Here is a 12,203-nt window from a genome sequence, read left to right on the forward strand (position 1 = left end):
CTCCTTCGGAGCATAAGCTGCTGCTTGTCCCTAGCCCTGTGGAGTCGGCTCTAGACCTTGGCAGGGACTCCCACGTAGGCAGATTCGAGGGCGCTAAGCTGGCTAACTAGGGCAGTGATGGTCTCGGGATTGGCAGCTTTTTGGGACGTAGACAGCAGTTCGCGACCCAGCACAGTGCAGCCCAGATGGGAAAACTGCAGGCGCATAGCCACTAGCAACTTTTGGCCACCGCCACCGCTGTGGGTTGCCAGGGCTACGGGCCGATCATTAAACAACGCTCGAAAATCGTCGGTGCTGACCGATAGCCAGGCGATCGCATTACTTACCACCGGCGGAATCGAACCGTTGTACTCCGGGGCGCAGATCACGAGGCCCTTATGTTGCCTCAGCGCCTGAGCCAGCTTAGATAGGCCATCGCCGGGGCCATTGGCTTTATCGAGCGAGTTGTACAGCGGTATTTGCAGATCGGGCAGGCTCATGACCTCTGCGGTTAGGCCCTGGTGGGTCGCTTCGGCCTCAAAAGCGTGAGCCAGTTCAAGGTTGTTGCCGTTGGTGGCAGATAAGATCAGCATTGTTCTTAAAAGGCGAAGGGGCAGAGGGATGCGTTTTCAATTTACCACCGGCGCTAGGTCTCTTCATCGGTTCAAAGGTAAGTCAGGGCGAATTGCGGTTCAGCGGGTGTCGTACTGCCCCAGATAGTGCTCGACTCGCTGGCGGGTGGCATCCACCGGCAGCCCCTGGCTCCAGTATTCGACCATGGCGTGGCCAAAGGCCCAGGCGGCGCGATCGGGCTGGTCGTTGTGGTCGAGCAGCAGCGGCCATAGGGCGAGTAGGTCTAACTGAGCCTGGTCGGGGCCGATCACCTTAAACAGGTCGTAGGCGAGCTGGAGCTTGCCCAGCACTACGGGCAGCTGCTCCACCGGAATTTGCTCGGCCAGCAGGTAGGCCAGGGCCGGGGAGCCAGTGGTAAGGGTGGCAAGAAATTTCAGCACCGGGCTTTTGAGAAAGGCGGTCACCCCCTGGGTGGTGCTCATCTGCAGGCGGTAGCGATCGATCAGGCGGGCCGAAGCTGTGATCTTGGTTTCGCGATCGCGCAAAAACCGGGCCAGCCGCAGCTCCTTAGCCGGGTCGATCAGATCGACTAGGGCGGTGGACAGGGCATCGGTGTTCCAGGCGGGGCGATCGCCGTCGCGGGTGACCAGGGGCAGAATGCGATCGCACAACTCCCCCAGCTGCTCCTGCCGGTAGCGGGTAGCCTCACGAATGGAAACTTCCTTAGGGCGACTGCCCCACTGCCAGTCGTAGGGGGGTTGCCACTCCCGCAGGGGCCGCAGCCGATCCACCTGCGTTAGGGCCGTAATGGCGGGCAAATCGGGCACCTCTTCGCGCATGTCGTGGAGCAGATCGGCATCCATTTGCAGGGCCGGGTCGAGGGCGGGGGTGACCAGCAGCAGCAGGTCGGCCTCGCGGGCGCAGTCGAGCAGCTGGTCGCGGTAGTCGGTGCGATTCACCTGCTCGTAGCCCGGAGAATCCCACAGGGTAAGAGTTTCGCCTCCATCGCCTTGCCAGCGGTAGGTGCTGATGGTGTCGGTGCTGGGCAGCACATCCACTTCCGCCAGGTCGGCGTCAAACAGCGTGTTGATTACGCTGCTCTTGCCCGCCCCGGTGCGCCCCACCAGCAGAATGTTGACGGGCTTGATGGCCACGGCCTCCACCGGCTCGGCCTGGTCAAGGATCTCCCGCAGGGTTTGGGTCTGGGCTGTCGGTAAGGGTTTGGCCGGGCCTGGCATCGTCGGCAGTTCGCCGCCGTAGAGAGCCACCGACTGGCGGTACAGGTTCCGCAGGGTGGCCTCTCGCAGTAGGGCGTTTAGATTGCCCAAGAGCTGCTGGTTGGCCAGGTTATTGGTCGGTTCGCTCAAGGTGCGGGCGGCGGCAGCGGCGGGGTTGATCAACCACTGCGCCCAGTTCCAGGCCTGCCACAGCTTGCGGGCCGAGGGTTCCACCTGGCGGTAGACCTCATAGCCCTGCACCGCCTGGCCCACGGTCACCTGGCCCAGCACCGGGGTGAGGGTGTCAATCCAGCGATCGACATCATCTACGGTGCCCCGCAGCAGGCCGTAGGCATCGGGCAGATAAATATTCAGCAGCGGATACTTTACGCCGGGATGGTGGGCGTTGGCCACCGCTGTCACCACCTCGCGGCAGCGCTCCCAAAAGGGGTTCCAGTCTTCCCACACCGGGGGGTCTTGCTGGGCGGCAACAAGAATGTCTTCCAGGGCGGCGGCGGCGGCAGCGGCGTTAGGGATGCCGACGGGGGCTTCTGCCTCAGTCACCTCATCCAGCTCCTGCTGCACCTGCTCCAGGGCCTCTTCCATTTGCTTGAACACGGGCTTGGTCCAGCGGGCCAGCAATCCTCGCCACAGCACCAGCATGAGGATGATCACGCCCCAAATCCAGTTCAGGCCCCAGGCGTGAATTTGTACACCTGCTGCGGTCAAGATAAATCCCGCGATCGCCACCACGGGCAGCGCCAGCACCGCCCACTGCCAGGTTTGAAGTCGCACCATGGCTCTGTCCCTACCTATCCAACGTCTTTAGTGTAAGCAGGGTGCGCTAAAACCCAGCTCACACATCACCAAACGTTAGCCAGAGCGTGGGGGTTTACAACAAATCCGAATTGCATAACCCAGATTCCAAACAGGCGGTTTGCGTAGGGGCAAACGGTGTTTGCCTAGCCTAACCGGGGCTAGCCAAGACGGACTCAGTATTACACCTGTCTTCTCAATTGGTTCAAGGCTGGACCAGCGGCGGCTGAAGGCTTACTCTAGCCAGCTTCTGGAGATTATTTAGTGGGTTGCAGAGCGTAGTAGAGCAAGGGGTGATCATTGACTACGGCTTGCCCTGTGCGCACCATCCCCAAACGCTCCAGAACCTGAATAGAGGCGATGTTGGGTTCATCAACATCAGCCACCACCTGCTCAAGTCCTAACTGATCGAAGGCGTAGCTCAAAACCGCCGCCGTTGCTTCTGTGACATAGCCTCGGCCCCAGAGCTGAGGTCGGGTGCCAAAGACAAGGCTGGGCGGCTGATCGGGAACGGCGATTAGCCCAGAGAATCCGGCAATCGTCAGGGATGGGTCTGAGGGAGCGATCGCCTCCCCCGATCGCTCAAGCAACGGGCGCTCAAAAAACAGCCACAGCCCGTAGCCCTGCTGGGCAAAGCTCTCATCGCTGGCCACCAAGAAGTCGCTGGCCTCCTGGCGGGAAAGGGTACGATCGTCAAAGAGAAACCGCCGCACGGCTGACTCGTTCCACAGCGATCGCACCAAGTCGAGGTCGGCCACAGTACTGGGCCGCAGCATCAGGCGCTCAGTGTGCAAAACCTGGGTCATGGCTTCTGCGGGCTAGGCGGGTTGAGGCAGGGGGAGGTCATCGGACTGGCGCTCGCCCTCGGGCTGCTCTATGCGCTCCGCCACCGGCAGCGGCTTGCGGCCATAGCTCAGCTGGTTGAGCCAAAACACATCCTCCGTGCGCACCCGCTCAAACCCGGCATAGCCAAGCCAGGCATCCACATTGCCCTGGCCGTAGTCGCGAATGAAGGGTTCCTCAAAAATGGTGCTGAGCCAGTCGGCGGCCCGCAGAGTGCGCTGGTTGCCGTCGAGCACCAGCATTTGCCCCCCAGGGGTCAGCAGCCGAAACGCCTCTGAGAGAATAGTTTTGGCCACTGCCGGGGGCGTTTCGTGGAAGAGCAGCGTGGCGCACACCACATCAAAAGAGGCCGCAGGCAGCCCCGTAGCCATGGCGTTACCGTGGCGAAATGCCACATCCACTGCCGCAGCCTTAGCTTTGTAGTCGGCCATCACCAGCATCTGGGGCGACAAATCCAGGCCCATCACCTCCGCATTGGGAAAGTGCCGCTTCAGCATTAGCGTGGTGGTGCCGGTGCCACAACCCAGGTCTAAAATTCGCCGAGGCTCACCGTTGATAGCCTTGACCAGACTCTCGCGCACCCAGGTCTCGCCGGGGGGCAGCACGTATTGGGTAATGGGGTCGTAGGTGAGGGCGGCATCGACATTTAGGTAACCGTTCTTGATGCCGTGGAAGTTGCTGATTTTGTAGTAGTTGGGGTACACCACCTGGGGGTTGGTAAACTGGGCCACCCCGGCCTCCCAGTCGATACTGTCGCGCAGCCGCAGCAGGGCATCGCGATCGACCAGGTGCGAAAAGATCGGCGCTAAGAACTGCTCAAACAGGGTTTTAGACTGGGATGTCATAGGTCAATATCAACGCCGCGCAAACTCCCCTCAGCCTAGCAAGTTCGTTTCTCGCTGGCCAGGGTAAAAGATACAAGCCAATCCACCACGGACTTTGCTCAAAAAGCCCTAGGGCTGTGGAAATGTCATAATTTGAGGCACCAGCGGTACTGATATGCCATGGCCACTACTACCCAGCGCCCGACCCTATTGGACATTCCAGAATATTGGATTGTAGACCCGCTGTTGGATTAAGTTGACCATCTGCATCTTTCTGGAGGGACGGTACGAGGCCACAAAATACCAGGGCCAGACTGTAGTTCAGCCGTCAATTCTTCCAAAGCTAACCTTAACCGTTGAGAGCATTCTGGAAGGCTAGCTTCGCCTGATCTGATAAGTGCTTGAATATTGCGTTGGTCTGGTAGCTGAGGACATAAGCTGATAGTTGAAAAGCTCAGCGCTGGGACACTACCGGCGCGCAATTGTTTTATATAAAGCCGGTGCTCACTATAGTCTGTGTCGAACGTCCATGGAGCAACATAATGTCTTTGCGCTACCGGGCTATAGGTTGAGGGTAGGTTCTAGCCTCGATCGCGCCACCGTGGTCAAGTTCATGGAGCGCACCTACAGCGAGCTGAATCCCCACCAGCCAATTGGCCACCTTGCTGACACCGTCGATCGCTTTCTCAGCCGCGCTACCCCCCTCTGGTGGATCGACGAGGCCATTGCTGACCACGCTGCTGGCCCGGTGGCGGGCCTCTGGCTGGGGCAGGCCACTGACCAGCGCACGGGGTTGCTCCATCCCTACGCGTTGCTGCTCTACGTGGTTCCCGCCCATCGACGGCGTGGTTTGGCTACGGCCCTGCTCAAGGTGGCCCACCATTGGGCACAGCAGCAGGGGCACAGGCAGATTAGCCTGCAAGTCTTTAGCGACAATCAGGCGGCCCAGGCGCTCTACACCAGCCTGGGCTACCAGAGCGAAGCGATCCTAATGAAGAAGGAGCTGCCCGAGGAGAAGGTGGAGGAAACCTGAATTTGCTGTTTGCGATCGCTCAGCCCATCTTGCATTATGAAAAGCGTATTACAAGGAAGATTTAGCGAATATCTGCTTGCCCTTCCACCAAAGCTCGATATATGTTTTTGCGAGAATTCCCAGATTGGCGGGCCTGGTCAATATTTTCAAGTAAATAGTTAGTGATTGGCTTGCAGGACGGAATCAACTGAAATAACTTGTTACTAAATTCTTCATTTGGCCGGTTCGACAGAATCTCAAAGTCTTCCGGTGACAAAGAATAGCTGCCATCATTACTTGAACAGTACTCAAGATCGCGACTCAAGTGCTTAACTCGCAACAAGCTAGCTTCTTTATGCGATACGACTCTCATCGATTCCCACATAGCTCTTTCAGAATCGTTCATCAGCAACATCGGATCATTACACCCTGAGGTAATGATCGCGAGCGAAAATACCACTGGGGTAAAGGACAACGCTGAAGTCATAAGAGACGCAAGTTCATCTAATTGTCTTATTCATTTAAGCACAATTCACTTGCTTCTCCTGTCCTTTAGCCACTCTACGAAATCTTGATGATCCATCTAGCCATAACTTCGACTAACGCTATCAGGATTTTCATCAACCCAGTCTAATTTCTCTTGAACAGAACCAAAAAATTCACTCTCTTCATCATTTAGAGCAGAGTTTGGTACCTCATCAAGATAAAAGTCATAATAATCTTTCTCAAATTCAGGAACACCATACTTGCCAGCTACTAAGGTATTTATCATAGACAATAATTTATATTCATTCATGGCTTTCTATTCAACGTTTCTCATAAAAGCTTTGAGGTATTCATAGTATTTAGGATTTTCGTCTTCGAAGATTTCTTTGCCGCCACCCAAGTATGCTCTCGCTAGTTCGTCCCTTGCTTTGTCAAGGTTATTTAACTCAAATAACGCCTGTCCCAACCTTAAGTGTATAAATGCATTGCCAATTGCTTTTGGGCAATACATTGCCTCCTCTAAAGCACGTAGAGCATTTATGTAGTCTCGTGCAAGAAAATACGTGTCTCCGATTGCGGTCAGCAACCAAGTGGAGGCTTTGTAGTTCTCAAAGGGTTCAGGGATTAAGTCAAATGCTTTGTGATACTGCTCTATGGCCTTTGAGTACTCTTTTTTCTCTAAGTAACTATTGCCTATCTCTGACAACTCACGGATATGTTCATAAATATCATTATCGATCCCACCATTAGCAGCCTCGTCACCATCCATAGCACCACCCTAGCGCTGATACCAGGCCGCCAGCGCCAGCGCCAGCCCATCCGCCGCATCGTCAGGGCGAGGGATGCGGTCTAGACTCAGCTCACGGGCCACCGCCTGCTGCACTTCAGCCTTGTCGGCATTGCCGTAGCCCGTTAGCGCCTGCTTCACCTGGGCTGGGGTGAACTCAACAAAGGGTAGGCTGTGCTGGGCCAGCACCAGCATCACCACCCCCCGCGCCTGGGCGACCAAAATTGTGTTGCCCATGCGATAAAAAAAGAATTTTTCGATCGCCACTAAATCCGGCTTGTACAGCTCTAGCAAGCTGTGCAGATCGGTGTAGATAGTGCAGAGGCGATCGCCTACCGGAGTCTTGGCCGGGGTTTCAATCACGCCAAAATCGACCACTGCGGCTTCGGCATGGGTGCCAGCGGCTTGGGGGGCCGAAAGATCGGCCCCGTCGATTACCCCAAACCCTAGAATGGCTAGCCCTGGGTCAAGCCCGAGAATGCGCTGACCCACGGCGATGCTTACCGAGCCCCCACGGGCTGGCGACCGTTGACCGCCGCTTCGTCAGGGTCGGCCAGGCCGAAGACCTTGCAGAACACTTTCTCAACCTTGTAGCCCGAGTCGATGCTCTCTAGGGGGTCTTTGCGCAGGCGGTGGCGCAGGCAGAGCACAATCACCCGCTTGATGTCGTCGAGGGTGACTTCAGTGCGGCCCTCGTAGGCAGCGATCGCCTTAGCGGCCCGGTTGGTAACGATGTCGCCCCGCAGGCCGTCCACGTCCAGTTCGGCGCAGACTTCGGAGATGCGCACCCGGTCCTCGTAGTCGAGGGTGACTGAGGGCAGGCGCTTTTGGGCCTCAACCAGCTTGGCCTGGAGGGCTTCCTGCTCGGCCTGGTGCTTGGTCAGGTAGGCAGCGGGGTCTTGGTCAAACTCCGAGCGCTGCTCCACAATCTGCACCCGCAGCTCGGGGTCGCGCACGGTGCGAATTTCGGCGTGCATCCCGAAGCGATCGAGCAGCTGGGGCCGCAGTTCGCCTTCCTCGGGGTTGCCCGAGCCCACCAGCACAAACTGAGCCGGGTGGCGAATGGAGATGCCCTCGCGCTCCACGGTGTTCCAGCCCGAGGCGGCGGAGTCGAGCAGCACATCGACGAGGTGGTCGTCGAGCAGGTTAACCTCGTCTACGTAGAGAATGCCGCGATTGGCCTTGGCCAGCAGACCCGGCTCAAAGGCTTTGACCCCCTCAGAGAGGGCTTTTTCGATGTCGATGGTGCCGCAGACCCGGTCTTCGGTAGCGCCCAAGGGCAGATCGACCATGGGCACTTTTTTGAGCGCTACGGGCAGGTCGTCGGTGCCGCGCTCGGCCCATACGTCACGATCCTGGGGTGAGCGGCTGAAGGGGTCATCGGCTACGACCTCGATCTCGGGCAGCAGGTCGGCTAGGGCGCGAATGGTGGTGGATTTGCCGGTGCCGCGATCGCCCATGATCATCACCCCGCCAATTTTGGGGTCGATGACATTCAGCAGCAGGGCCAGCTTCATGTCGTCTTGGCCGATCACGGCGGTGAAGGGAAATACCGCGCGGCGGGCGGGGGCAAAGGAGGCCGAAGGGGTCGCAACAGTAGAATTCACAGGCGTTTCAAAAGATGACGGCAAATTTTTAGAATAAATTCCATTGTGCCACAGTACCTGCGCCCCTTCGGCCCAGCCCGACGCACAAAGAGCGATTGCTTACCACTATTGGCCATAGGCCGACCGGGAGGACTGTTGTGGATGCTGCCCGCAAATCACATACAAGGCGGCCGAAGCTCAAGAGAACTTGAGCCGCTGAACCCAGGTGGACAGGTGGTTAGACCGCCATAGGCCTGCCTTATCATTCGTATGAGGAATATTCGGGGGAAAGTTTTCCTCTAAATACAAGTCATGCCTTGAAAGAAGTTGCAGCACGAGGTTGACAACGACAAATTTTACACATAGAATTGAATAGTTCATAGATTGAACTTTTTAGATTCTGAAGCACTGTGGGCAAAGCAGACGAGTTAACGAAATATATTGCCACTCTTGCTGACCTCTTCGAGGTGGCGCAGGAGAGTTCAGGTGGAGCGGTTAACCTTAATAAGCAAGAATGTCGTGTCATTAATGTTGTTGGGCAGGCCCAGCCGCTTATGATGCGTGAGATTGCTGAAAGAGCCAAACTCAGCATCACTAACACGACTGGAATTGTGGATAGGTTGGTCAAAAGAAAGTGTCTGCGCCGCGATCGCTCTGACGAAGATAGACGAATAGTCAAAGTTTCTCTTACACCCGAAGGAGAGAAGATTTATGCACTAGAGATTGAGAATTATCGGAGGGTTAGTCAAGCTATTCTTGATGGTTTAGATGACCCAGAACAACAAGAGATGCTGCGGATGATGCGAAAAGTAGCAGTACATCTCAATCAGCAAAAAGCCGATCTGCTGAGAAGTTTTTAGTTTTTTTAACCATAAAGTTCAATTTTTGAACTTTTCAACAAATGAACTTTATGGTTCATCAATCAAATTAGGAGAAAAACCATGCAATATGTTGGAAAAACTGCTCTTATTACTGGCGCATCCAGTGGAATTGGAGAATCGTTTGCTCACGAATTAGCAGAACGAAAAATGAATCTTGTTCTTGTAGCCCGCTCGGAAGGCAAGCTACAGGCTCTAGCAACCCAACTTCGCGATCGCTACAGCATCAATGTCGAAGTCATTGCGGCCGATCTCAGCCGCGAAGGAGAAGGCTTTCGGGTTTATGATCAGGCGCAAGCAAAACAATTGCATGTTGATATGCTCGTTAATAACGCTGGCTTCAGCACTCACGGAGCGTTCGAGTCGATTTTGCCTGATAAAGACCATCGGCAAGCCATGCTCAACGTGGTTTCTATCGTTGATTTAACTCATGCGTTCATTCCAGGCATGCTGGCGAAGGGTGAAGGCAGCATTATCAATATTGGTTCGACAACAAGTTTCTACCCACTACCTCATCAAGCCGTATACGCAGCCACTAAAGCATTTGTCCTTTCATTCAGCGAAGCATTGTGGATTGAGTACCGCAAACGAGGAATTAAAGTGCTAGCTTTATGCCCAGGTGCAACAAATACAGATTTCTTCAACGCAATGGAACGTGATGTTGTGGCTGGGAAACATTCCCCGCAGAAAGTCGTTCGCGTTGGACTATCTGCTTTGGAGCACAATAGGCATTATGTGATTCCCGGTTTTAAAAATTCCATGGAGTCAAACATTTTGCCGCGCCTACTGCCGCGTGCGGCGATGGCGACTCTAGTTGAAAGTGTAAGTCAACGTGCCTTTAAGTAAATCGCCGACAAAGGCCGCATAACAATCCGGTTAGAGCGGACTTTAGAAATAAGGTAATTCTGTAGCAAGAGTTGTCGGCAGTCGCTCAACCGGAACGTTAGAACGAAGAGTTTATTACTCGATACAACAGTTTGGCGTTTCTAGCTCTTTCTTAGATTAAAATGCACTATCTGTTGAACAAACTGTCGCATTAAGCACTGGATTGCCTCAACAAGAGCACAAAAAAGGTGCGCCAGTATTCTCCATGACGCACCTTAATAGATGAACTGAATTGTTACCAGCATTCTGCTAATTTCAAAGCGCTAACAGTTGATCCAACGCATCTAGCGCCTCGCACTTAGGAGTATTAGGGGTCGATCGCCTGGTCTGAGGGGGTTGTGTTTCACCATAGTTGGGAAGAGTAGCTTCCCGAACGGCAAAACTATCTCCCCCTTCGGCGGGGCGACCGTAAAGGTAGTCGTCGCAGTAGCGGCGAAACACGGCTTCTACAGCAGCGCGAGCGTTCTTAAGGCCCCACTCGGCAGCGATGCGATCGGCTTTTTCGAGCACATCCGGGCTGAGGCGAACTTTGTTGTCTTGGCGGGTGCGGTGACTCGCCATAGGAATGTTTTGGGCTACTTGGTGGTCATGCATAGTTGAGTGTCACCGGTCATCAAAAACAAGCCGCGAACGTTGGCAAATTGAGGGTCGCCCATGACGGCGAACAGATCGTGCCCCTGGAGGCGATCGGCGATCAGGTGAGAACCGCCGCCGGTTACTAAAAAGCGGGTGACCCTGGGCATGTAGGGGGTGTACTGGGCTTTTACGGTTTGAAAAATGCCCTTAAACCACGGGTCGAGATACTCGTCGAGCCAGTCGGCCCAGGCCAGGCCGGTATCGGCGTAGGCGTGGTCAAAGCGAAAGCCATCCATGACAATGCAGGGGTCGGCGCTGCTGCCCAGGTGGTCGGTGAGGCGGTGGTCGAAGCTGATGGCGGTGGCCAACTCATAGGTGCCGCCGCGATCCATGATGTTTTCGTCGATCACTTCGCCGTCGGCGTCGACCAGGCGGGTGAGCCAGGTGCCGCCGCCAATATCGACCACAATGGTGTAGCCCTGGCCGGGGATAATGCCCTGGGCCTTAGCGTAGTGGTAAGCGCCCATGCCCTCGCGGCCCACCTCGACCGATTCCACATTGACGCGAAACTCGACGTCGTTGCGGACGAACTCGTGAACGCCGAGCAGCTGAGCCTGAATGTCTTCGCCATTGCGGGCCGGGTCAGGGGTAGATACGTGGAGATTGAGGCTGTAGTCGGCTACGTCGCCGGGCAGGGGCTCCAGGCAGGCGTAGAGGTGCAGCTTGGCCAGTTCTACTTTGTTTTCAATCACGGTTTGCTGCTGACGGCGGTACTTATAGGCCTGGGCACCAAAGTGGTAGCGACGGCCATCGGGCAGCTCGATCAGGGGAGAAGCTTCCGAGAAGCTAACCGCATCGCGCCCCTGGGGGAGCTGGTAGCGCACCGAGCGAATGGCCTTGGGATGACCGCTGCCGGTAAAGAATTTGAGGTCGTAGTTGCCGGCATCGAGGGCGAGCACTACGCCAGTGCCAGCCGTTTGAGTGCCGCGAGCCTTGGCCGAAGACCGGGTCGCACCAGCGGCGGAACGGCTGCGGGGGGCGGTAGTCGTGGTCATAGGAAACTCTCGTGGGGGTATCAGGACAGCGGGGTTTTGGGTTACCGTCTTAACCGTTGCCCGGTTGTCAAAAACAGAGCGATCGGGAACGGTTGTACCCATAAGTACGCATGAACCAATATTAATGCACCTGTACTGTTCTGGCAAGGGCGTGTTTAGATTTAAAACAGGTCAGCATTCCTTAAAAGTTTTGGGGTGTTTGTCGGCGGTTCGGGCGATCGCCCTACAGTCTCTATAGCAAAACCCCTCTCGTTACTACCCTTCCCTCGTTTTTTAATGGAGGCCCTGGCCATGGACGGGTGCACAGTTACGGATCTAACGGTTCATAGCAAGCACAACTGCCTGCAATTCGGTCCTGAGCAGATGGAAGCCCTGCAGCGAACGGGGGTGTCGGTGCGTTTAGAAGCAGGCACCAACATTGTCAAAATTCGCTCGGGTTCCTTTGGCTACGGGGCAGACGATCGGCGCAATGAGCCGGTGGTGCTGCTATGGATCTACGGCGGTAGGGTAATCAACCAAAAAACCAACGTAGCGGTAAGCGCCACCTGGGTTTCGCTCAACGGGTATGACGATGCCCTGGTCATGGAAGTGGTAGAACCAGCTACCCTCTGCGCCTTTTTCTTTGACACCTATCTAGAGGACAACGACGAAGAACTGACCCTCTCGATCGTGCGAATTTAATGGAG

General features: G+C 55.7%; 15 protein-coding genes. 4 read left to right on the forward strand and 11 right to left on the reverse strand.

The annotated features are described in order from the left end of the window. Positions 1-50 precede the first annotated feature (50 nt). From IQ265_RS04385 to IQ265_RS04400, 4 genes are all read right to left on the reverse strand, one after another. On the reverse strand, positions 51-572 hold the full coding sequence (locus IQ265_RS04385; protein WP_194050961.1) for an NAD(P)H-dependent oxidoreductase: 522 nt from the start codon (positions 570-572) through the stop codon (positions 51-53). 99 nt (positions 573-671) lie between these two features. After that, positions 672-2,567, reverse strand: a complete 1,896-nt coding sequence (locus IQ265_RS04390) for a GTPase (protein ID WP_194050962.1) — start codon at positions 2,565-2,567, stop codon at positions 672-674. 275 nt (positions 2,568-2,842) lie between these two features. Continuing rightward, a complete protein-coding gene (locus IQ265_RS04395; RefSeq protein ID WP_194050963.1) occupies positions 2,843-3,391 on the reverse strand; it encodes a GNAT family N-acetyltransferase in 549 nt (182 codons plus the stop codon). Between the two features lie 12 nt (positions 3,392-3,403). Next, a complete protein-coding gene (locus IQ265_RS04400) occupies positions 3,404-4,273 on the reverse strand; it encodes a class I SAM-dependent methyltransferase (RefSeq protein ID WP_194050964.1) in 870 nt (289 codons plus the stop codon). A gap of 508 nt (positions 4,274-4,781) precedes the next feature. On the opposite strand from IQ265_RS04400, the gene IQ265_RS04405 reads away from it, so the two are divergent. Continuing rightward, a complete protein-coding gene (locus IQ265_RS04405) occupies positions 4,782-5,285 on the forward strand; it encodes a GNAT family N-acetyltransferase (RefSeq protein ID WP_194050965.1) in 504 nt (167 codons plus the stop codon). Between the two features lie 61 nt (positions 5,286-5,346). Here IQ265_RS04405 and IQ265_RS04410 read toward each other — a convergent pair whose 3' ends face one another. The 5 genes from IQ265_RS04410 to bchI form a co-directional block, all read right to left on the reverse strand. Further along, complete coding sequence (locus IQ265_RS04410) at positions 5,347-5,751, reverse strand: hypothetical protein (RefSeq protein WP_194050966.1); 405 nt, start codon at positions 5,749-5,751, stop codon at positions 5,347-5,349. Between the two features lie 96 nt (positions 5,752-5,847). Then, the gene (locus IQ265_RS04415; RefSeq protein WP_194050967.1) at positions 5,848-6,060 is read right to left on the reverse strand and encodes a hypothetical protein; all 213 of its coding nucleotides are present in this window, start codon (positions 6,058-6,060) and stop codon (positions 5,848-5,850) included. A 6-nt stretch (positions 6,061-6,066) separates the two neighbouring features. Beyond that, positions 6,067-6,519: a tetratricopeptide repeat protein gene (locus tag IQ265_RS04420; protein WP_194050968.1), complete on the reverse strand. Its 453-nt coding sequence runs from the start codon at positions 6,517-6,519 to the stop codon at positions 6,067-6,069. Positions 6,520-6,528: 9 nt separating this feature from the next. Then, complete coding sequence (ruvC, locus tag IQ265_RS04425; protein WP_194050969.1) at positions 6,529-7,029, reverse strand: crossover junction endodeoxyribonuclease RuvC; 501 nt, start codon at positions 7,027-7,029, stop codon at positions 6,529-6,531. A gap of 8 nt (positions 7,030-7,037) precedes the next feature. Then, positions 7,038-8,144, reverse strand: a complete 1,107-nt coding sequence (gene bchI, locus IQ265_RS04430) for a magnesium chelatase ATPase subunit I (RefSeq protein ID WP_194050970.1) — start codon at positions 8,142-8,144, stop codon at positions 7,038-7,040. A gap of 389 nt (positions 8,145-8,533) precedes the next feature. On the opposite strand from bchI, the gene IQ265_RS04435 reads away from it, so the two are divergent. Both IQ265_RS04435 and IQ265_RS04440 read left to right on the forward strand, forming a co-directional pair. Next, complete coding sequence (locus IQ265_RS04435) at positions 8,534-8,983, forward strand: MarR family transcriptional regulator (protein WP_194050972.1); 450 nt, start codon at positions 8,534-8,536, stop codon at positions 8,981-8,983. 81 nt (positions 8,984-9,064) lie between these two features. Next, positions 9,065-9,847, forward strand: coding sequence for an SDR family oxidoreductase (locus IQ265_RS04440; protein WP_194050973.1), 783 nt, complete (start codon positions 9,065-9,067; stop codon positions 9,845-9,847). Positions 9,848-10,141: 294 nt separating this feature from the next. Here IQ265_RS04440 and IQ265_RS04445 read toward each other — a convergent pair whose 3' ends face one another. Further along, complete coding sequence (locus tag IQ265_RS04445) at positions 10,142-10,480, reverse strand: hypothetical protein (protein WP_228037555.1); 339 nt, start codon at positions 10,478-10,480, stop codon at positions 10,142-10,144. Further along, on the reverse strand, positions 10,462-11,517 hold the full coding sequence (locus tag IQ265_RS04450) for a ParM/StbA family protein (protein WP_194050975.1): 1,056 nt from the start codon (positions 11,515-11,517) through the stop codon (positions 10,462-10,464). The genes IQ265_RS04445 and IQ265_RS04450 overlap by 19 nt, the downstream gene beginning before the upstream one ends. Before the next feature lie 291 nt (positions 11,518-11,808). Between IQ265_RS04450 and IQ265_RS04455 the strand changes: the two genes are divergently transcribed. Further along, entirely contained in the window at positions 11,809-12,198 is a 390-nt protein-coding gene (locus IQ265_RS04455; protein ID WP_228037556.1) for a hypothetical protein, read from the forward strand. Positions 12,199-12,203 lie beyond the last annotated feature (5 nt).

This window comes from Nodosilinea sp. LEGE 06152 (genome assembly GCF_015207525.1).
Taxonomy (GTDB): Bacteria; Cyanobacteriota; Cyanobacteriia; order Phormidesmidales; family Phormidesmidaceae; genus Nodosilinea.